A 20,529-nucleotide genomic window follows, 5' to 3' on the forward strand; every position below is an offset into this window, starting at 1 on the left:
GGACGGAATGCGCGGGTCCGGCATGCGGTGGATGCTCGCCACCCTGGTGGTGCTGTCATCGATGACGGCGACGGCGTGCGCCGGCGGTGACGGGGCGGCGGAGGCCGCATCGACACCGAGCCCGACGTTGGACACGCCGACCGCACCCGACGGGACGGTACCTCCACCGGTCACCCACAGCCCGGCGGCCACCGCGGGTCCCGTTCTCGAATGGGCGCCCATCTGGGACGCGTCCGAGCGGGTCAGCGTCGGTCTGCCCGCCGGCGCCGAGGCCTTCGAGTCCACGGTCACCCTGAACGACGGCAGCGAGATCGCGGTCACGGGCTACGCCGTATCCGACGACGAGGGCGCCATCGCCTTCGAGATCGCCACGGCTCCGTCGCCACGGGATGGCGTCGAGTGGTACCTCGACATGCTCCTGGAGCAGGGCGGGGTCGACATCGAGAACTCCACCGTGCGCCCCGTCGAGGTCGGCGGGCGGGCGGGTGTGGACGCCGAACTCGTGCTCGGCGACGGAGTTCTGATGCTGCTCCGGGTCCTGCCCCTGGACGGCGACCACGAGGTGCTGGTCGTCGACACCATCGGGCCCAGCACGGAGCGCGAGCGGCTCGAGTCGGAGTTCGCCCGCCTCACCATCGGCACGTTCTTCGCATGAGACGCGGGCGCTCAGCACTAGCCGTCGCCCTGATCGTGCTGTCATCGACGACGGCGGCAGCATGCTCGGGAGGCGACGAGCCGACGGAGCCCGCCGCGCAGACCGCGACCCCGACGGCGAGCGGCGACCTGTTCGACTGGGTGAAGTTGGAGGACGAGACGAGCCCGGTCAGTGCGGCGTTGCCGGAAGGTGCGGAGCCGATCGCCAACAGCATCGAGGGTCCGGACAGTGCGACCATCACCTCGCGCGGCCACGTCTACGAGCATCCGGGCGGCGTCATCGGGTTCGAGTTGATCGACGGGTTCGCGACCGTCGACGACTTCCGCAAGCTGGCTGAGCTCCTGGCCAGGAGTGTCGGCGGGACGGTGCGGTCGACCGCACCGGTCGACCTCGCGCAAGCCAGCGCCGTGGACGGCGAGATCGTCTACGGCGACGACGAGATCATGCTCTTCCGCGTCGTCGTCCTGAACGAGCGAGGCGACGTCTGGAACGGCTTCGTCGGCGGGCCGGTAGCGGACCGCGACCGGCTGGAGTCCGAGTTCGCCCGGCTCACCCTCTCGCTCGACCTCCGCGACGCTCTCGACTGGGTGCCCATCACCGACGAGCCCAGCGGGGTAGTCGTGCCGTTCCGGACAGCAGTCGGGCCTCGTGGATTGACGGTGACTCTCCTCGATGGCTCGACGGCCGTGGGTCGGTCCTACTACGACCTCGGTTCGAGGCACGGCCTCATCGTGATCGACACAGTGACGGACTCCTCCAGCATCGATGACGCGATCGCCCTGCGGTCCGGCGATCAGTACTCCACGCTGCGGAGCATCGAGCCGAGTGAGGTCGCGGGCCGCGAAGCGGTGGAGGCCCTGGTCGACCGCCGCGGCTGGACGTGGGTCAATCGTGTCGTCCTGCTGGACGAGCACATCGTGGTGATCTATTCGGGCAACGTCGCGCAGGACCTGGTCGGCGTCCGGGACTTCGTGGCGACGGTGAGCGACGCGGTCGTCCTTCCTTGAGACCGGCCGAGCGAGTGTGTGGAGGACGAATGAGCAGATCGAGCAGGCGATGGTTGCTGGGCATCCTGATCGCGCTGTCATCGATGACGGCGGCAGCGTGCGCGGGTGGCGACGAGCCGACGGAGCCGGCCGCGCAGACAGCGACGCCGACGCCGACCTCCGCGCTGCTCGGCGGGCCCAAGCCGCCGGCCGGACTCCGACCGGCCACGACCGCCAGCCCGCAGGCGGCGCGCTACGAGTGGGCCGAGTTCGTCGACGAGCCGACCGGCACCAGCGCGGCGCTACCGGAGGGAGCCGAGCCGATCGAGAACGCGATCCCCGGCCCCGACGGCACGATCTTCCAGTCCCGGGGGTACGTGTTCGAGCACGCCGAGGGGGTGCTCGGGTTCGAGGTCATCGAGGAGGTCGCGACGCTCGACGACCTGCGGAAGCTGGCCGAGTTCCTCGCGGGCAGCGTGGACGGCAACGTCGGCGCAGTCGAGGAGGTCGAGGCCGGCGGCGCGGCGGGCATCGACGGCGAGATCCGCTACGGTGACGACCACCTGATGCTGTTCCGCATCCTGGTGCTGAACGAGAACCGGGACGTCTGGAACGGGTTCGTCGGAGGGCCGGCCACGGACCGCGAGCGGCTCGAGTCGGAGTTCGCGCGGCTCACCATCTCGGCCGATCTCGAGCAGGCGACGGACTGGGTGCAGGTCATCGACGAACCGTCCGGCATCGTGGTCGACCTGCCGGCGGAGCCGGAACCGCGCGACTGGTCCGGAAGCGTCCGCGAGTACTACACGCCCACCCCATCCGCTGGGTTCGAAGTCGCCGACGGCTGGCTGGACGAGGCCGGCCTCGACGCCGCGCTCGCCGCCATGGCACCGCGTGTCGACGGCACGGTGCAGGATTCGTGGTCCGCCGAGCTGTTCGGCTACCCCGGTCTCGAAGGTGAGATCCGGGCGGGTGATGCGCTCTATCTCGTGCGGGTCGTCCCGGTCGAGGACCATGTGCTGACCCTCGTGGTCGCCGCACACCACAGCTATCGCTCGTTCGCAGAGGAGCGTCTGGAGCAGGTCGCCGCTTCTGTCGTCCTTCCCTGAGATCGGAGGGAACGAATCGGGTGGTCCGAGCGTCCAAATCTGCGTGGGTGCGCCGGATAGGGGCCGACATGCGTCGGTGATCATGGAAAATAGACGCATGAAGTACCGCGTGACGGCTGTGGCCGGTGTCCTCGCCCTCCTCGTGGCGGCCGTGTTCGCCATTCTCCAGGCGACGGGCGGCGACGAGCCGACGGCGAGTGACGGCGGGCCCGAGGCGACCATCGTCCAGGCCGCCGCGTCGCCGGCGCCCGAGCAGGTCGCCGGTCCCATCGCCGCCGAGCCCCCGGCCGAAGCCGAGGTGCTGCCGCTCACGCTCACCGCCCCGGCCGACGTGCGTCCGGGCGGCTCGGTCACGTTCGGCGCCGGCTGGGCCACCGCGGCCGGCGAGGCCATCAGCGGCGAGGTCGACCTGCAGCGTATCGAGGGCAACTCCTGGGCCACCGTCACCACGGTCCCGGTCGAGGGCGGCCACGGCGAGGTCGAGGTGCAGGTGCAGTCGTCGGGCATCTACCGGCTCGCCTACGGCGGCGGCCCCGAGGTCGAGGCGGTCGCATCGCACGAGATCGTCGTCACAGCCGGCACGCCGCTGGTCTCGCGCATCACCGCCACCGCCGAGAAGTCCGACGACGGCGTCGGCGTCACCGCTGCCTGGACCACCGAGGGCGGGGTCCCCATCGTCGGCGACATCGGCCTCGAGCAGCAGTCCGAGGACGCCGACTGGGCGCCGGTCTCCGCCGTCACCACTACGGCCGAGGGCACCGCCGTCGCCGAGGCCACCGCCGAGCACACCACCCGGTTCCGGTTCAGTTACGCCGGCGGCAGCCGCTTCGGCGCCGTCGTCAGCGAAGAGGCCATCGCGCTCGGCGACGACGTCCGCACCATCCCGGTCGAGACCTGCGACGACGACGTCGACATCGACAACCTCGGCCGCGGCGTCGGCTGCCACTACACGCCGGTCGAGTCCGGCACGTTCGTCGTCGCGCACGACTACCTCGGCAACTCGTGGTGGAACTCCATCCCGACGGGCACCATCGTGCAGCTCGAGGGCGAGTTCACCGGCCTGTACGAGGTGGTCGACCGCGTCATCGCCCAGGGCCGCGGCTCCGCGCTCGGCTCCGCGTCCAACTGGACCTGCGGCGACGAGTGCGACATCGTCCTGCAGACCTGCCAGGGCAGCAACACCGGCTTCACCTGGCTGCGCAAGAGCTCCGAGGGCGAAGAGCCACCGCAGACCTGACCCTCTCGATCGGCGACGGCGTCAGCCTGCGGTCCGGGGCGGGTCGCCCGCGCGGGACAAGCGGGCCGCCTCGTCGATCGACGCCAGCCGGCGCACCGGCGAGAACGCCACCCACAGCGTCGCCAGCACCATGCCGCTCGCGCCCGCGACCATCGCCGTCCGGGCGTCGGTGACCGCGGCCAGCACGCCGCCGAGCGTCGCGCCCACGGGGATCGCGCCCCACGAGATCAGCCGGTAGGCCGCGTTGACCCGGCCGCGCAGCTCCTCGGGCAGCGCCGCCTGCCGCAGGCTCACCGCGTGCACGTTGGCGATCCCGATGCCCACGCCCATGACCACGAACACCGAGCAGAACAGCACCAGGGTGCCGACGGCGTCCGTGCCGGCCAGCGCGACCAGCACCGGCGCGGTGTTGCCGAGGATCAGCGTGACCAGCAGCACCCGGCCGTAGCCGAACCGGCCCGTCACCCGCGCCCCGAACCAGGCGCCGAGGAACGAGCCGACGCCGCCCGCGGTGAACACGATGCCGATCTGGATCGGGCTCAGCCCGACCTCGCGCACCGTGAACAGCATCAGCCCCAGGATGAAGACCTCGTTGAACAGGTTGAACGTCGTCGCCTCGCCGAGCAGGGCGCGGACGTAGCGGTTGCGCAGCGCCTCGCGCAGCCCGGCCGTCACCTCGGCCCACGACGGCCGGGCGGACGCCGTCGGGCGCGTCGTCTCGACGACCGAGATGCCGCGCAGACTGAACGCCGACACCAGGTACGTGACGGCGTTGACCAGCATCGCGACCGGTGCCGACGCCGCCTGGACCAGCAGCCCGCCGAAGCCGCGGGCGCCGATCTCGTTCGCCGACTGCGCGGCGGCCAGCTTGCCGTTGGCGTCGACCAGCTGGTGCGGCGTGACGACCTCGGGGACGAACGCGAAGTCGGCCACCTGGTACAGCACCGTCAGCACGCCGGCCAGGAACATCACGACGTACAGCAGCTCGATCTCCGCGAACCCGGCCCAGACCGCCAGCGGGATCACCAGGATCAGCGCGAACCGCCCGACGTCGGCGCCGACCATGAGGGGCAGCCTCCGCCGCCGGTCGACCAGCATCCCGAGCGGCAGCGTCGCCAGCAGGAACGGCAGGAACTGCGCCGTGCGCAGCGCCCCGAGCTCGCCGGGCGTGGCGGCCAGGACGCCGATGGCCAGCAGCGGCACGGCCAGCTCGGCGACCTCCGACCCGAACGTCGACACCGCGGAGCCGGCCCAGAGCCGCCGGAAGTCGCGGCTCGCCCAGGCTCGGGTCGTCGGCTCCGTAACCGCTGTCATGAATTCATAGGTTAGGCAGTAACCAATGAAGCGCACAAGAGGGTTATGCTCGGTGATATGTCCGGAGCCAGCACGCCCGCGCCCGGCCGTCTCGACACCGTCCGGCGCTTCGTCAACACCCTCGACATCGAGTCGGCGACGGACGCGCTGACGACGCCGGCCGACCTCACGGCCTGGCTCGCGTCGGCGTCGTTGCTGGCCGGAGGCTCGGAAGCCGGGCCGGACGACCTCGGCCGGGCCGTCGCCGTCCGCGAGGCGCTGCGCGACGCCTTGGCCGCCAACCACGGCGGCGACCCGATCCCGGCCGGCGCGCTCGCCGTCCTCAACGATGCCGCCGCCCGCTCCCGGCTGACGGCGACCCTGACCGCGAGCGACGGCTGGCGTCCCCGCCCCGCGGCCGACGGCGTCGACGGCGCGCTGGGCGGGTTGCTCGCGCTGGTCGGCGACGCCATGGCCGACGGCACGTGGTCACGGCTGAAGGTGTGCGTCAACGACACCTGCCGGTGGGCGTTCTACGACGAGTCGCGGGCGCGGTCGGGCAAGTGGTGCTCCATGCAGGTGTGCGGCAACCGGGCCAAGCAGCAGGCCTGGCGCGACCGCAGGGCAGAATCGACCACGTGAACCCCTCGACGTCGGCGGCCCGCACGGTGGTCGCCGAGCTGGTCCGGCGCGGCGTCCGGCACGTGGTGCTGGCGCCCGGGTCGCGGTCGGCGCCGCTGGCGCACGCCCTGGCGACGGCGTCCGCGCGGGGCGACCTGCGCCTGCACGTGCGCATCGACGAGCGGGTCGCCGCGTTCACCGCGCTGGGGCTGGCCCGCGTGGCCGGACCGGTCGCCGTCGTGACCACCTCCGGGACGGCCGCGGCGAACCTGCACCCGGCCGTGCTCGAGGCGTCGCACTCCGGGGCGCCGTTGCTGCTGCTCACCGCCGACCGGCCGCACGAGGTCCGCGGGACCGGCGCCAACCAGACCACGGACCAGGTGCGGCTGTTCGGGTCCGCGGTCCGGTTCTTCGCCGACGTCCCCGCCCCGTACGGGCGCCCCGGCGAGGAGGCCGACCTGCGGGCGCTGCTGACCCGCGCGCTGGCGGCCGCCGCCGGCACCCGGTCGGGCGACCCGGGCCCCGTCCACCTCGACCTCGCCTTCCGAGAGCCGCTGGTCCCCGACGGCGACGCCGACTGGCCTCCGCCCGGTGACGGAGCGCCCGACGTGGTCGACGCCGTGACGGAGCCGGCTCCGGTACTGCTCGGCCCCGGGCCGCGAACGGTCGTCGTGGCCGGCGACGGGGCCGGTGTCGCCGCACGTGTCTACGCCGAGGCGGCCGGTGTCCCGCTGCTCGCCGAGCCGTCGTCGGGCACGCGGGCCGGAGCGAACGCCGTCGGCCCCTATCGGCTGCTGCTCGACCAGCCGTCCTTGGGCGGACGGATCGAGCGGGTGGTCGTGTTCGGGCACGCGACGCTGTCGCGGCAGGTCAGCGCCTTGCTCGTGCGCGACGGCGTCGAGGTGGTCGCCGTCGCCGGCCGCATTCCGGACTGGCTCGACCCCGGAAGCCGCGCCGCCCGCGTGGTGTCCGCGGTCGCCGCATCGGAGCCGGGCGACGGCGAGTGGCTGGCGTCCTGGCAGCGGGCCGCGAAGGCCGCCCAGGACGCCGTCGACGACGTGCTCGCGACCGGCCCGGCCTCGGGGCCCGCGGTCGCCGCGCTGGTCTGGGCCGCCCGCCGGCCCGGCGAGTCCCTGGTGATCGGCTCGTCGAACCCGATCCGCGACGCCGACCTCGCGGCCGCCCCTCCGGTGGGTGACGGCGCCGCCGGAGCCGACGGCCGCGTGCTCGCCAACCGCGGCCTGGCCGGCATCGACGGCACCCTGTCGACGGCGGCCGGCGTGGCGCTGGCCTCGGGCGCGCCGGTGCGGGTGCTGGTCGGCGACCTCACCTTCCTCCACGACGTGGGCGGCCTGCTGGTCGGCCCGCTCGAGGACCGCCCCGACCTGCAGATCGTGGTCGTCAACGACGACGGCGGCGGCATCTTCGCGCTGCTCGAGCACGGCGACCCGGACCACGCCGAGCGGTTCGAGCGCGTCTTCGGCACCCCGCACGGCGCCGACCTCGCCGCCCTCTGCGCGGGCTACGGGGTCGCCCACCGCCGGGTGGACGACCTGGCGTCGCTTCGTGAGGCGCTGGCCGAGCCGGTCGCCGGCCGCAGCGTGCTCGAGGTCCCGGTCGCCCGGGCCGACCTGCGCCAGCTGCACGGCCGCATCCGCGAGGCCGTCACCACCGCCCTCGGCTAGCCGCCGGAGGGGCTCAGGACGACAGCGCGTCGCGCATGGGGACCAGCTTGGCGACGCTCTCGGCCAGCTCGGCGGCGGGGTCGGAGCCGGCCACGATGCCGCAGCCGGCGAAGAGCCGCAGACGGTCGCCCGACACCTCGGCCGAGCGCAGCGCGATGCCCCACTCGCCGTCGCCGCGGGCGTCCATCCAGCCGACGGGGCCGGCGTAGCGGGCGCGGTCGAGGCCCTCGATCTCGCGGATGACGTCCAGGGCCACGGCCGTCGGGGTGCCGCCGACTGCCGCCGACGGGTGCAGCGCGGCGGCCATGGCCAGCGCGGTGGCGCCGTCGCCGGCCGCGTCGGTGACGCCCGCGAGGTCGGTCGCCAGGTGCATGACGTTGGGCAGGTGCAGCACGAACGGCGCCTCGGGCACGTTCATGCTGGAGCAGAACGGCGCCAGCGCGTCGGCGACGGAGCGGACGGCGTACTCGTGCTCCTCGAGGTCCTTGCTCGACCGGGCCAGCGAGGCGGCCAGCGCGAGGTCGTGCTCGTCGTCGCCGGTGCGGCGGATGGTGCCGGCCAGGACGCGCGACGTGATGAGACCGCGCTCGCGCCGGATCAGCAGCTCCGGCGTCGCGCCGATCATGCCGTCGACGCTGAAGGTCCAGCAGTGCGGATAGCCGGCCGAGAGCCGCTGCAGCGGCCAGCGGATGTCGACGGGCTCGGGGCACTCGGCGACGAGGTCGCGCGCGAGCACGACCTTCTCGAGCTCGCCGGCGGTGATGCGGCGGACCGCCTCGGCGACGATGCCCTGCCACTCGGTGCCCGAGCGCGACCCGTCGCCGTAGACGACCGAGAGCGGCCGCCGGGCCGGCGACACCGCGGGCAGCGCCGCCCCGCCGGGCAGGTTGCCCGTGACGTCGATGGTGGTGACCCACCAGCGCCCGGACCGGTGCCCCACGACGGTGTCCGGTAGGACCAGCGAGGACGAGCCCGGGACGTCGTCGAAGGCGAAGGAGCCGAACGCGACCGGGCCCGTGCCCGGCAGCCGCACCTCGTCGCGGACGACGGCGGTGCCGACCATGCGCCGCCACCAGCGGTCGGCGGCGACGAACCGGTTGGCGCCGATGGTGTCGAACCGCGCCGCCTGCCCCCAGCCCACGATGCCCTCGCCGCGGCGGACCCACGCCATGGGGTGGTCCTCGGGCAGCAGCTCCAGCAGCGGCCCCGGGTCGGGGACCTCCGTGGTGCGCACGACCATCGGCGCGGAAACGGGCAGCGTCGTCACGATCTCCAAGCGTAAGGCCGAGTCACCGGGACGGCAGTGGCCGCGGTTACAGTGATCGGCGTGACTCGCGCCTCCCTGGACAAGCAACCGCACGAGGTGGCGGCGATGTTCGACGACGTCGCCGAGAAGTACGACCGCACCAACGACGTGCTCTCGCTCGGCCAGGACCGCGCCTGGCGGCGCCAGGTCACCGCGGCCATCGACGTCGCGCCGGGGGAGCGGGTGCTCGACCTCGCCGCCGGCACCGGCACCTCGAGCGAGCCGTTCCGGGCCCGCGGCGCGTTCGTCGTGCCGTGCGACTTCTCCCTCGGCATGCTCCGGACCGGATGGCGGACGCATGCGGACCTGCCGTTCGTGGCCGGCGACGCCACCCGGCTGCCGTTCGCCGACGACGTGTTCGACGCCGTCACCATCTCCTTCGGCCTGCGCAACGTGAACGACCCGGTCGCCGGGCTGCGCGAGATGCTGCGGGTCACCCGTCCCGGCGGCCGGCTCGTGGTCTGCGAGTTCAGCCACCCGACGTTCGCGCCGTTCCGCAAGGTCTACGTCGAGTACCTCATGCGGGCGCTGCCACCGGTCGCCCGCCGGGTGTCCAGCAGCCCCGACGCCTACGTCTACCTGGCCGAGTCGATCCGCGCCTGGCCCGACCAGCGCGGTCTGGCCGACCGGCTGCGCGAGGCCGGCTGGGGCGACGTCCGCTGGCGCAACCTCAGCGGCGGCATCGTCGCGCTGCACCACGCCGTCAAGCCGTAGCCGCCCGCTACGATCGCCGCATGGCTGGGGGGCGAGCGGCGCGGCCGCCGGGCGACGACGACCGCGCCCGTTACACGACGGTGCTCGACGCCGCCCGCGCCGAGGGCCGCATCGACGACGCCGAGCTGTCCCGCCGCTCGTTCACCGTCCGCTACGCGCAGACCATGGGCGAGCTCGACGCCGTCGTCGACGACCTTCCGGGGCCGACGGCGGCAGCTGCGGCCGGGCGGTCGCCGCTGACGTGGGCGCTGGCCGGGATCGCGGTGGCCGCGGCGGTGGTCATCGGCATCGTCGTCGGCGCCCGTGACGGCGAGGGTGAGGACGACACCCCGGCCGGCGGCCAGGTCGAGGTGGTCGATCCGCCGCCGGTCGCCGAAGAGGAGGCCGCCCCTCCCGACATGTACTCCCTCGCCGACCTGACGGCGATGTGGGACGCGCTCGGCACGGCGCAGGTCCCCGGCGTGCTCAGCGTCTACCTCCACTCCGAGTGGGCCGACCTCGACGTCCAGGCCGACCCCGGGGTGCCGTTCTACGACGAGGCCGAGTACGACGGCGAGCTCCAGCCGTTCGAACCCGGCGGCCAGGTCTCCGGCGAGCCGGAGGCCGAGTTCTTCCCCCTCGACGCCGTCGACCCGGCCGTCGTCGCCGCCGTCGCGGACCGCGCCGACGACGTCGCGGGATACGCGGGGCGCCCGATCTCCCTCATCGTCGTCGAGCGCGACGTCTTCTACGGCGACATCGTGACGATCCGCGTGCACCTCGAGGCCGACGCCTACGGGGTCAGCCCGTCGCTCACCTGGGACGCCAGCGGACAGCACCTGCTCGACGACGGGAGCGACGCGTGAGCCGCCCGGACCGCCGGTGGCGCCCGTCCGACGCCGACCGTGACCGCTACGCCGGCGCCATCTCGCAGGCGTTCGCCGAGGGCCGCATCGACGCCACCGACATGGAGAGCCGGACCGCCCTGGTCTACGAGGCGACGTCGATCGCCGACCTCGACGCCCTGGTCGAGGACATGCCGGCGCCCGCACCCGCCGCCACGCCGGCCCCGGCGGTGCAGCACTCCGCGACGAGGTCGTCCGGCATCGGCGTCGGCTGGGTCATCGGGGCCGTCGCGATCGTGCTGGTGGTCATGTTCGCGGTGCTCAGCACGATCACCAGCGGCACCGACAGCCCCGAGCCGCCGCCACCCGCCGTCGCCGCTCCGCTGCCCGAGCCGCTCGAACCGCCCGAGCCGCCGGCCCCGGACCCCGCCGACCTGCCGGACATCGCCACCGATCAGCTCGGGCTGTTCACCGTCGAGGGCCTGCGTGAGCTCTGGACGGCGGTACCCGCGGCCGGTCACACCGACGTCGAGAGCATGACGATCTTCGCCGACCGGGCCTATCTCGTCGTGCGGGCCGACTCGTCGCATCGGGCGCTGGCCCGGTTCGACTACCAGGGCGGGCTGGCCATGCCGGCGGAGCCGTATCGCGACCTCGGCGACTACGAGACGGACGCGGAGACGTTCTTCTCCTGGGGCGACGTCACGCCGGAGGCGGTGATGGCGGCCCACGACGCGATGCCGGCCGTCACCGGACTGCCAGATGTCACCGTCGCGCACATCAGCGTCGACGAGGACGCCGACGGCGTCACCATCAACGTCTATCCCGAGGGTGACACCGGCATCGGATACGTCAAGTTCGATGCGAGCGGGCAGCTCATCCGCACCTACTGACACCGGCAGAATTACGCAACGATGTTGCTGCGTAAATCCGCAGGTCAGAGCAGGTGACCCGGGGTGAGTGACAGGAGGGGGAACCCCTACACTTGGGTCCGAGTGTGCGCTCGTGAACGGATTCACGAGCGCCCATGCCCGAACCGAACAGTGACACGCACCCGAGGACCCTTCGATGAGCCAGCGCACTGGTCCTGAGCGACCGAGCGCCCCGAGCCGCACCGCCGGCGAGGCCGACGTCATCGTCGTCGGCGCCGGACCGGCCGGCTCGACCACCGCGTACTACCTGGCGAGAGCCGGGCTGGACGTGCTGCTCCTCGAGAAGGCGTCGTTCCCGCGCGACAAGGTCTGCGGCGACGGCCTGACCCCGCGCGCGGTGCGCCAGCTGGTCCGCATGGGCATCGACACCAGCGCCCCCGGCTGGATCAAGAACAGGGGCCTGCGCATCATCGGCGGCGGCATGCGCCTGCACCTGCCGTGGCCCGAGCTGGCCAGCTACCCCGACTACGGACTGGTCCGCACCCGCACCGACTTCGACGAGCTGCTCGCCCGGCACGCCGCCACCGCGGGCGCCCGGCTGCACGAGCGCACCAACGTCACCGGCCCCGTGGTCGACGAGCGCACCGGCCACATCACAGGCGTCACCGCGAAGCCGCTGGACGAGCGCGGCCGGGCCGTCGGCGAGGCCGTCACCTACCGTGCGCCGCTCGTGGTCGCCGCCGACGGCACGTCGTCGCGGCTCTCGACCGCCATGGGCATCCACAAGCGCGAGGACCGGCCCATGGCCGTCGCCGTCCGCACGTACTACAAGACCCCGCGCCACGACGACGACTGGATGGAGTCGTGGCTGGAGCTGTGGGCCGAGAACCCGTCCGGCGGGCGCGACCTGCTGCCGGGCTACGGCTGGATCTTCGGCACCGGCAACGGCACCAGCAACGTCGGCCTCGGCATCACGAACACCTCGAAGGCGTTCGGCCGGGTCGACTACAAGGACATGCTGCGCCGCTGGGCCGCGCAGACCCCGCCTGAATGGGGCTTCACCGAGGAGAACCAGATCGGTGACATCCGCAGTGCGGCGTTGCCGATGGGATTCAACCGTCAGCCCCACTACAGTCGTGGCCTGCTCCTGGTCGGTGACGCCGGCGGCATGGTCAACCCCTTCAACGGCGAAGGCATCGACTATGCGATGGAGGCGGCCAACCTCGCCGCCACCGTGATCGCCGACGCGCTGTCACGGGACGCCGCCGGTCGGGAGCGGGTGCTGCAGGGCTATCCTGCGGCGCTGAAGCACGAACACGGTGGCTACTTCACGCTCGGCCGCATCTTCGTCAGATTGATCGGTGACCCACGGATCATGAGAATCGCCCGGAACCACGGCCTGCCGCGCCCCTGGTTGATGAAGTTCACCCTGAAGCTGCTGGCCAATCTGACCGACCACCGCGACGGCGACGCGTACGACCGCGTCATCAACGCGATGACCCGACTCGCTCCGGCGGCGTGAGGAGCCCCATGCAGGACGTCAAGAACCCCGTGCAGAGGAGTGGCCCGGCGTGAACGCCTACGCACCGATCCTCGGCCTCATCCTGCTCGCCGCGGTCTTCGCGGTGGGCTCGGTGGCCTTCTCCGTGGTGGCCGGCCCGAAGCGGTTCAACCGCGCGCGCCTGGACTCCTACGAGTGCGGCATCGAGCCGACGCCGCAGCCGGTGGGTGGTGGCCGGTTCCCGGTCAAGTACTACCTGACCGCGATGACCTTCATCATCTTCGACATCGAGATCATCTTCCTGTACCCGTGGGCGGTCCGGTTCGACCACCTGGGGGTCTTCGGCTTCGTCGCGATGGTGACGTTCATCTTCCTGATCACCGTGCCGTTCATCTACGAGTGGCGGCGCGGCGGGCTCGACTGGGACTAGAGGCGAATCATGGGTGTTGAAGAGAAGCTGCCGTCCGGGGTCCTCCTGGCCACCATGGAGAACCTGCTCGGCTACCTGCGCAAGGGCTCGGTCTGGCCGGCCACGTTCGGCCTGGCCTGCTGCGCCATCGAGATGATGGCGTTCGGCGGTCCCCGCCACGACTCCGCGCGCTTCGGCATGGAGGTCTTCCGGGCCTCGCCGCGGCAGGCCGACCTGATGATCGTCGCCGGCCGGGTGAGCCAGAAGATGGCCCCGGTGCTGCGGCAGATCTACGACCAGATGGCCAACCCGAAGTGGGTGCTGTCGATGGGCGTCTGCGCCTCGTCCGGCGGCATGTTCAACAACTACGCCATCGTGCAGGGCGTCGACCACGTCGTGCCCGTCGACGTCTACCTGCCCGGCTGCCCGCCCCGGCCCGAGATGCTGATCGACGCCATCCTCAAGCTGCACGACCAGATCCAGCACACCAAGCTGGGCGCGCACAAGGTCGCGGCCGACGCCGAGGCCGAGCGGCTGGCGCTGCGGGCCGAGGCCACGCACGAGATGAAGGGCCTGCTCCGGTGAGCGACGACGAGAAGCGGACCGACGCCGCCGACAGCGCGGACGACGCGCAGGGCATGACCAGCGGCACGCAGCACCCCGACGACGTCGCGGAGGCCGCGGAGACCCGCTCGGAGTCCAGCCCGACCGAGGACCAGAAGGCGGCCGAGGCGCCGGCGGACGAGCCCGAGGCCGTCGCCGAGGAGCCGGCGGAGCCCGAGGAGGAGTCCCTCCCCGCCGAGCCCGAGGGCCCGGCCCTGCCGCCGGAGCACCCGTCGCGCCGCGGCATGTTCGGCGCCTACGGCGGCAGCGGCGACACCTCCGGCTACGGCCGGCTGGTGGTCCGCGACACCAACCCGGTCCGCGGCGGCTCGACCCCGCGGCCGTGGCCCGAGGACCTCGAGAAGCTCGGCGACGACGTCACCGCCGCCCTGCAGGAGGCCGGCGACACCGACGCCGACGTGTTCGACAAGGTGCTCGTCGACCGCGGCCAGGTCACGTTCTTCGTGAAGCGCGAGAAGCTCGCCGAGGTCGCGCGCACGTTCCGCGACGACCCGCTGCTGCGGTTCGAGATGTGCATGGGCGTCAACGGCGTGCACTACCCGGAGGAGACCGGGCGCGAGCTGCACGTCCACATCCAGCTGCTCTCGATCACGCACAACCGCCGGGTCAACCTCGAGGTCACCTGCCCCGAGACCGACCCGCACGTCCCGTCGATCGTCCACACGTACCCGTCGGCCAACTGGCACGAGCGCGAGACGTACGACTTCTTCGGGATCCTGTTCGACGGCCACCCGTCCCTCACCCGCATCCAGATGCCGGACGACTGGCCGGGGCACCCGCAGCGCAAGGACTACCCGCTCGGAGGCATCCCCGTGGAGTACAAGGGCGCGACCATCGCGCCGCCCGACGAGCGGAGGGCGTACAACTGATGAGCCAGCAGGACGTCACCTTCACACCGGCCGGCGACGACACCGACGACCCGTACGCGGGCGTGCGCGAGACCACCGAGGGCCCCGTCTACACCGTCACCGGTCAGGACTGGGACGACGTGGTCGGCGCGGCCGCCGCGGGCGAGGAGCGCATCGTCGTCAACATGGGCCCGCAGCACCCGTCGACGCACGGCGTGCTCCGGCTCATCCTCGAGCTCGACGGCGAGACGGTCACCGAGGCCCGCTGCGGCATCGGCTACCTGCACACCGGCATCGAGAAGAACATGGAGTATCGGACGTGGACCCAGGGGGTCACGTTCGTGACCCGCATGGACTACCTGTCCCCGTTCTTCAACGAGGCCGCGTACGTGCTGGGCGTCGAGAAGCTGCTCGGCATCACCGACGACATCCCGGACCGCGCCAACGTCATCCGCGTCATGATGATGGAGCTCAACCGCATCTCGTCGCACCTGGTCTGCATCGCGACCGGTGGCATGGAGATGGGCGCGCTCACCGTCATGACCAACGGGTTCCGCGAGCGCGAGCGCACCCTCGACCTGTTCGAGCTGATCACCGGGCTGCGCATGAACAGCGCGTACATCCGCCCGGGCGGCGTCGCGCAGGACCTCCCGCCGGGAGCGGTCGAGAGCGTCCGCGAGTACCTGCGCTGGATGTGGGACCACATCGGCGAGTACGAGGCGTTCTGCAACGAGAACCCGATCTTCAAGGGCCGCACCGTCGGCGTCGGGTACCTCGACCTCGCCGGGTGCATGGCGCTGGGCATCACCGGCCCGGTGCTGCGCTCGACCGGCCTGCCGTGGGACCTGCGCAAGTCGCAGCCCTACAGCGGCTACGAGACCTACGACTTCGAGGTGCCCACCTGGGACACCAGCGACTCCTACGGGCGCTTCCGCGTGCGCATCGAGGAGATGAAGGAGTCGCTGAAGATCGTCGAGCAGTGCCTCGACCGGCTCGAGCCGGGCCCCGTCATGGTCGGCGACAAGAAGATCGCCTGGCCGGCCCAGCTGGCCATCGGCAGCGACGGCATGGGCAACTCCCTCGACCACATCCGCCACATCATGGGTGAGTCGATGGAGGCGCTGATCCACCACTTCAAGCTGGTCACCGAGGGCTTCCGGGTCCCGGCCGGCGAGGTGTACATGCCCATCGAGAGCCCGCGCGGCGAGCTCGGCGCGCACGTGGTGTCCGACGGCGGCACCCGGCCCTGGCGGACGCACTTCCGCGACCCGTCCTTCAACAACCTGCAGGCCGTACCGGCGATGTGCGAGGGTTCCATGGTGGCCGACGTCATCGTGGCCGTCGCGAGCATCGACCCGGTGATGGGTGGATGTGACCGATGACCGACGTGAACGACACACAGGCTGCTCCCGCCGCGCTCGACGACACCGTCCGGGCCGAGATGGCAGAGATCATCGCCCGGTACCCGGAGCCGCGCTCGGCGCTGCTGCCGATGCTGCACCTCGTGCAGGCGCACCAGGGGTACGTCACCCCTGAGGGCATCGAGCTGTGCGCCGAGGTCCTCGACATCACCGAGGCCGAGGTCGCGGCGGTCGCCACGTTCTACACGATGTACAAGCGCCGCCCCGTCGGCGACTACCACGTCGGCGTCTGCACCAACACGCTCTGCGCGATCATGGGCGGCGACGCCATCTGGGACGACCTGTCCGAGTACCTGGGCGTCGGCCACGACGAGACCACCGACGACGGCAAGGTGTCGCTCGAGCGCGTCGAGTGCAACGCGGCGTGCGACTACGCCCCGGTCATGATGGTCAACTGGGAGTTCATGGACAACCAGACGCCGCAGTCCGCGCGCGAGCTGGTCGACCGCCTCCGCGCCGGTGAGGCCGTGAACTCCACCCGCGGCCCGCGCATCTGCACCTGGAAGCAGGCCGAGCGCGTGCTGGCCGGGTTCCCCGACGGCCTGGCCAATGACGGCGTCGCCGCCGGCCCGGCCTCGCTGGTGGGCCTGGAGCTGGCGAACGAGAACGGCTGGACGGCGCCCGAGGGCGGTCAGCGCGAGCTGGGAGGCAGCACCAAGTGACCACGCTCACCCCCGTCCTCACCGCCCGCTGGGACCAGTCCGACGCGTTCACCCGGCGCAACTACGAGAAGGCCGACGGCTACAAGGCGCTGCGCCGCGCGCTGCAGCGCACGCCCGGCGACATCACGCAGATCGTGCAGGACTCCGGCCTGCGCGGCCGCGGCGGCGCGGGCTTCCCGACGGGCATGAAGTGGAGCTTCATCCCGAAGGACTCGCCCAAGCCGACCTACCTCGTGGTGAACGCCGACGAGTCCGAGCCGGGCACGTGCAAGGACATCCCGCTGATGATGGCGGACCCGCACGTGCTGGTCGAGGGCGTCATCATCACCGCGTACGCCATCGGCGCGAAGCACGCGTTCATCTACGTGCGCGGCGAGGTGCTGCACGTGTTCCGCCGCGTGCTGAACGCCGTCGCCGAGGCGTACGAGGCCGGCTACCTGGGCGAGAACATCCTCGGCTCCGGGTTCGACCTCGACGTCGTGGTGCACGCCGGCGCCGGCGCGTACATCTGCGGCGAGGAGACCGCGCTGCTGGACTCGCTGGAGGGCCGACGGGGCCAGCCCCGGCTCAAGCCCCCCTTCCCCGCGGTCGCCGGACTGTACGCCTCGCCCACTGTCATCAACAACGTCGAGACCATCGCCTCGGTTCCGTCGATCGTCGCCGGCGGCGCCGAGTGGTTCCGCAGCATGGGCAACGAGAAGTCGCCCGGCTACGGCATCTTCTCGCTGTCCGGCCACGTCACGAAGCCCGGCCAGTACGAGGCCCCGCTCGGCATCACGCTGCGCGAGCTGCTCGACATGGCCGGCGGCATCCGGGCCGGCCACGAGCTGAAGTTCTGGACGCCCGGCGGCTCGTCGACGCCCATGCTGACGGCCGAGCACATCGACGTCCCGCTGGACTTCGAGGGCATGGCCGGGGTCGGCAGCCTGCTCGGCACCCGGGCGCTGCAGATCTTCGACGACACCACCTGCGTCGTGCGCGCCACGGAGCGGTGGATCGAGTTCTACAAGCACGAGTCCTGCGGCAAGTGCACGCCCTGCCGCGAGGGCTTCTGGTGGATGGTGCAGATCCTCGAGCGCCTCGAGAAGGGCGACGGCACCGAAGCCGACCTGGACAAGCTGCTGGACATGAGCGATAACATCGCTGGCCGCTCGTTCTGTGCACTCGCCGACGGCGGGGTGGCGCCGGTGATCTCGTCCATCCAGCACTTCCGCGACGAGTACATCGCCCACTTCGAGCACGGCGGCTGCCCGTTCGACCCGGCCGCCTCGACGCTCTTCGCGCAGGAACTGGGGGCCAAGGCCTGATGACCGTGACGACCAACTCCACGTCCGACGCCGTGGAGCCGCAGCCGAACCTGGTGACGGTCACCATCGACGGCTTCGAGGTGAGCGTGCCCGAGGGCACGCTGGTCATCCGCGCCGCCGAGCTCATCGGCATCCAGATCCCGCGGTTCTGCGACCACCCGCTGCTCGAGCCCGTCGGCGCCTGCCGCCAGTGCATGGTCGAGGTGCCCGACATGGGCAACGGCCGCGGTATGCCCAAGCCGCAGGCGTCCTGCACGCTCACCGTCGCTCCGGGCATGGTGATCAACACCCAGTTCTCCTCGCCGGTCGCCGACAAGGCACAGCAGGGGATCATGGAGTTCCTGCTGATCAACCACCCGCTCGACTGCCCGGTCTGCGACAAGGGCGGCGAGTGCCCGCTGCAGAACCAGGCCATGAGCAACGGCCGCGGCGACTCCCGTTACGAGGGCAAGAAGCGGACCTACCCGAAGCCCATCAACATCTCCGCGCAGGTGCTGCTCGACCGCGAGCGCTGCGTCCTGTGCGCCCGGTGCACCCGGTTCTCCAAGGAGATCGCCGGCGACCCGTTCATCGAGCTGCTCGAGCGCGGCTCGCTGCAGCAGGTCGGCATCTACGAGAAGGAGCCGTTCGAGAGCTACTTCTCCGGCAACACCATCCAGATCTGCCCGGTCGGCGCGCTGACCAGCGCGGCGTACCGGTTCCGGTCCCGCCCGTTCGACCTGGTGTCGGTCCCGTCGGTCGCCGAGCACGACGCGTGCGGCAGCGCGATCCGCGTCGACCACCGCCGCGGCACGGTCATGCGCCGGCTGGCCGGTGACGACCCCGAGGTCAACGAGGAGTGGATCACCGACAAGGACCGCTTCGCGTTCCGCTGGTCCACGCTGGACGACCGCATCACGCACCCGCTCGTGCGTGACGAGGAGACCGGCGAGCTGGTCCCGGCGTCGTGGCCCGAGGCGCTGACGCTGGCGTCGCAGGGGCTGGCCCGCTCGCGCGACGCCGGCGGTGTCGGCGTGCTCACCGGCGGCCGGCTCACGCACGAGGACGCCTACGCGTACGCGAAGTTCGCCCGGGTGGCGCTGGACACCAACGACGTCGACTTCCGCGCGCGGGCGCACTCGGCCGAGGAGGCCGGGTTCCTGGCGGCGCTGGCCGGCTCCGGGCTGGGCGTGACGTTCACCGACGTCGAGAAGGCGCCGGCGGTCCTGCTGGTCGGGCTCGAGCCCGAGGAGGAGGCCGGCGCGCTGTTCCTGCGGCTGCGCAAGGCCAACCGCAAGAACGGCACGCAGGTGCACGCCATCGCGCCGTTCGCCACCCGCGGCCTGACGAAGACCGGTGGCACGCTGCTGCCGGCCGCGCCGGGCACCGAGCCCGAGATCCTCAACGCCATCACGCTGGGCGACGACCGCGTCGCCTACCTGGGTGACGCGCTGCGCGAGAAGGGCGCCGTCATCCTCGTCGGCTCCCGGCTCGCGACCATCCCGGGCGCGCTGTCCGCGGCCGCCCGCGTCGCCACCGTCACCGGCGCCCGGCTGGCCTGGGTGCCGCGGCGGGCCGGCGAGCGCGGTGCGCTCGAGGCCGGCGCGCTGCCGAACCTGCTGCCCGGCGGCCGCCCGGTCGCCGACCCGGAGGCCCGGGTCGACGTCGCCGCCGCCTGGTCCGTCGCGACCCTGCCGTCGCTGCCCGGACGCGACACCACCGGCATCCTGTCCGCGCTGAGCAGCGGGATGCTGGCCGGCGCGCTGGTGGGCGGCGTCGAGCTGGCCGACCTGCCGGACCCGGCCGCCGCGAAGCGCGCGCTCGAGACCGCCGGCTTCGTCGTCAGCCTCGAGGTCCGCCGCAGCGAGGTCACCGAGCTCGCCGACATCGTGCTGCCGGTGGCGCCGCCGGTCGAGAAGGCCGGCACGTTCGTCAACTGGGAGGGCCGGGCCCGGCCGTTCCCGGCGGTGCTCGCGAACACGAACTCGCTCAGCGACGCCGCCGTGCTCGACGCCATCGCCGGCGAGCTGGGCATCGACCTGGGCGTGCGCGACGTCGACGACGCCCGCGCCGAGATCGCCGAGCTCGGCGTCTGGGACGGCGCGCGGCCGGAGTCCACCGACACCCCGCCCGCCGGCCCGCCGCGGCCCGGTGAGCGCGAGGCGGTGCTGGCCGGCTGGCGACTGCTGCTCGACGGCGGCCGCGGCCAGGACGGCGAGCCGCACCTCGCGGCGACGGCGAAGAAGGCCGAGGCGCGCATCTCGGCCGGCACCGCCGCCGAGGTCGGGGTCGCCGACGGTGACTGGCTCACCGTCCGGACGGGGACCGGCCAGGTCAGCGTCCCGGTGCGGGTGACGGACATGCCCGACCGCGTGGTCTGGCTGCCGGAGAACTCGAACGGCTCGACGCTGCAGCGGTCGCTGGGCGTCGGCGCCGGTTCCGTGGTCAAGCTCGCAGGGGGAGGGACCCCGTCGTGATC

Annotated in this window: 19 protein-coding genes; 17 read left to right on the plus strand and 2 right to left on the minus strand. The window is 72.3% G+C overall.

Features of this window, described 5'->3' with window-relative positions; genetic code table 11:
• The first annotated feature begins 31 nt into the window (after window positions 1-31).
• The 4 genes from HD601_RS13070 (at window position 32) to HD601_RS13085 (ending at window position 3,984) form a co-directional block, all read left to right on the plus strand.
• The gene (locus tag HD601_RS13070) at window positions 32-655 is read left to right on the plus strand and encodes a hypothetical protein (protein WP_184830332.1); all 624 of its coding nucleotides are present in this window, start codon (window positions 32-34) and stop codon (window positions 653-655) included.
• The gene (locus HD601_RS13075; protein ID WP_184822494.1) at window positions 652-1,662 is read left to right on the plus strand and encodes a hypothetical protein; all 1,011 of its coding nucleotides are present in this window, start codon (window positions 652-654) and stop codon (window positions 1,660-1,662) included. The genes HD601_RS13070 and HD601_RS13075 overlap by 4 nt, the downstream gene beginning before the upstream one ends.
• Before the next feature lie 29 nt (window positions 1,663-1,691).
• Window positions 1,692-2,747: a hypothetical protein gene (locus HD601_RS13080; RefSeq protein WP_184822496.1), complete on the plus strand. Its 1,056-nt coding sequence runs from the start codon at window positions 1,692-1,694 to the stop codon at window positions 2,745-2,747.
• 97 nt (window positions 2,748-2,844) lie between these two features.
• Window positions 2,845-3,984, plus strand: a complete 1,140-nt coding sequence (locus tag HD601_RS13085; protein ID WP_184822498.1) for a hypothetical protein — start codon at window positions 2,845-2,847, stop codon at window positions 3,982-3,984.
• Between the two features lie 21 nt (window positions 3,985-4,005).
• Here the strand turns inward: HD601_RS13085 and HD601_RS13090 are convergent, their stop codons facing one another.
• Entirely contained in the window at window positions 4,006-5,298 is a 1,293-nt protein-coding gene (locus HD601_RS13090; RefSeq protein WP_184822500.1) for an MFS transporter, read from the minus strand.
• Window positions 5,299-5,355: 57 nt separating this feature from the next.
• On the opposite strand from HD601_RS13090, the gene HD601_RS13095 reads away from it, so the two are divergent.
• Together HD601_RS13095 and menD are read left to right on the plus strand one after the other, a co-directional pair.
• Window positions 5,356-5,919 carry a CGNR zinc finger domain-containing protein gene (locus HD601_RS13095; protein ID WP_184822502.1) on the plus strand — a complete coding sequence of 188 codons (564 nt, stop codon included), beginning with the start codon at window positions 5,356-5,358 and terminating at the stop codon, window positions 5,917-5,919.
• Window positions 5,916-7,583 (plus strand): 2-succinyl-5-enolpyruvyl-6-hydroxy-3-cyclohexene-1-carboxylic-acid synthase, encoded by a 1,668-nt coding sequence (menD, locus tag HD601_RS13100; RefSeq protein WP_184822505.1) that lies wholly within the window; start codon window positions 5,916-5,918, stop codon window positions 7,581-7,583. Before HD601_RS13095 ends, menD begins: the two co-directional genes overlap by 4 nt.
• 13 nt (window positions 7,584-7,596) lie before the next feature.
• Here the strand turns inward: menD and HD601_RS13105 are convergent, their stop codons facing one another.
• Entirely contained in the window at window positions 7,597-8,850 is a 1,254-nt protein-coding gene (locus HD601_RS13105) for an isochorismate synthase (protein WP_221440911.1), read from the minus strand.
• 60 nt (window positions 8,851-8,910) lie between these two features.
• On the opposite strand from HD601_RS13105, the gene HD601_RS13110 reads away from it, so the two are divergent.
• The 11 genes from HD601_RS13110 to HD601_RS13160 all read left to right on the plus strand — a co-directional run bounded on the left by HD601_RS13110 (window position 8,911) and on the right by HD601_RS13160 (window position 20,527).
• Window positions 8,911-9,603, plus strand: a complete 693-nt coding sequence (locus HD601_RS13110; RefSeq protein ID WP_184822506.1) for a demethylmenaquinone methyltransferase — start codon at window positions 8,911-8,913, stop codon at window positions 9,601-9,603.
• 20 nt (window positions 9,604-9,623) lie between these two features.
• Window positions 9,624-10,448 (plus strand): DUF1707 SHOCT-like domain-containing protein, encoded by an 825-nt coding sequence (locus tag HD601_RS13115; protein WP_184822508.1) that lies wholly within the window; start codon window positions 9,624-9,626, stop codon window positions 10,446-10,448.
• Window positions 10,445-11,320 (plus strand): DUF1707 domain-containing protein, encoded by an 876-nt coding sequence (locus HD601_RS13120; RefSeq protein ID WP_184822510.1) that lies wholly within the window; start codon window positions 10,445-10,447, stop codon window positions 11,318-11,320. The genes HD601_RS13115 and HD601_RS13120 overlap by 4 nt, the downstream gene beginning before the upstream one ends.
• Before the next feature lie 175 nt (window positions 11,321-11,495).
• Window positions 11,496-12,821 (plus strand): geranylgeranyl reductase family protein, encoded by a 1,326-nt coding sequence (locus HD601_RS13125; protein WP_184822512.1) that lies wholly within the window; start codon window positions 11,496-11,498, stop codon window positions 12,819-12,821.
• Between the two features lie 49 nt (window positions 12,822-12,870).
• A complete protein-coding gene (locus tag HD601_RS13130; RefSeq protein ID WP_131984514.1) occupies window positions 12,871-13,230 on the plus strand; it encodes an NADH-quinone oxidoreductase subunit A in 360 nt (119 codons plus the stop codon).
• A 9-nt stretch (window positions 13,231-13,239) separates the two neighbouring features.
• Window positions 13,240-13,794: a NuoB/complex I 20 kDa subunit family protein gene (locus HD601_RS13135; protein WP_184822514.1), complete on the plus strand. Its 555-nt coding sequence runs from the start codon at window positions 13,240-13,242 to the stop codon at window positions 13,792-13,794.
• Window positions 13,791-14,702 carry an NADH-quinone oxidoreductase subunit C gene (locus HD601_RS13140; protein ID WP_221440913.1) on the plus strand — a complete coding sequence of 304 codons (912 nt, stop codon included), beginning with the start codon at window positions 13,791-13,793 and terminating at the stop codon, window positions 14,700-14,702. The genes HD601_RS13135 and HD601_RS13140 overlap by 4 nt, the downstream gene beginning before the upstream one ends.
• A complete protein-coding gene (locus tag HD601_RS13145; RefSeq protein WP_184822516.1) occupies window positions 14,702-16,063 on the plus strand; it encodes an NADH-quinone oxidoreductase subunit D in 1,362 nt (453 codons plus the stop codon). The genes HD601_RS13140 and HD601_RS13145 overlap by 1 nt, the downstream gene beginning before the upstream one ends.
• Entirely contained in the window at window positions 16,060-16,764 is a 705-nt protein-coding gene (gene nuoE / locus HD601_RS13150; RefSeq protein ID WP_184822518.1) for an NADH-quinone oxidoreductase subunit NuoE, read from the plus strand. The genes HD601_RS13145 and nuoE overlap by 4 nt, the downstream gene beginning before the upstream one ends.
• Entirely contained in the window at window positions 16,761-18,071 is a 1,311-nt protein-coding gene (nuoF, locus tag HD601_RS13155) for an NADH-quinone oxidoreductase subunit NuoF (RefSeq protein ID WP_184822520.1), read from the plus strand. The genes nuoE and nuoF overlap by 4 nt, the downstream gene beginning before the upstream one ends.
• On the plus strand, window positions 18,071-20,527 hold the full coding sequence (locus HD601_RS13160; protein ID WP_184822522.1) for an NADH-quinone oxidoreductase subunit G: 2,457 nt from the start codon (window positions 18,071-18,073) through the stop codon (window positions 20,525-20,527). The genes nuoF and HD601_RS13160 overlap by 1 nt, the downstream gene beginning before the upstream one ends.
• The last annotated feature ends 2 nt before the right edge of the window (window positions 20,528-20,529 follow it).

The sequence above is a fragment of the Jiangella mangrovi genome, assembly GCF_014204975.1.
GTDB classification, from domain to species: Bacteria; Actinomycetota; Actinomycetes; order Jiangellales; family Jiangellaceae; genus Jiangella; species Jiangella mangrovi.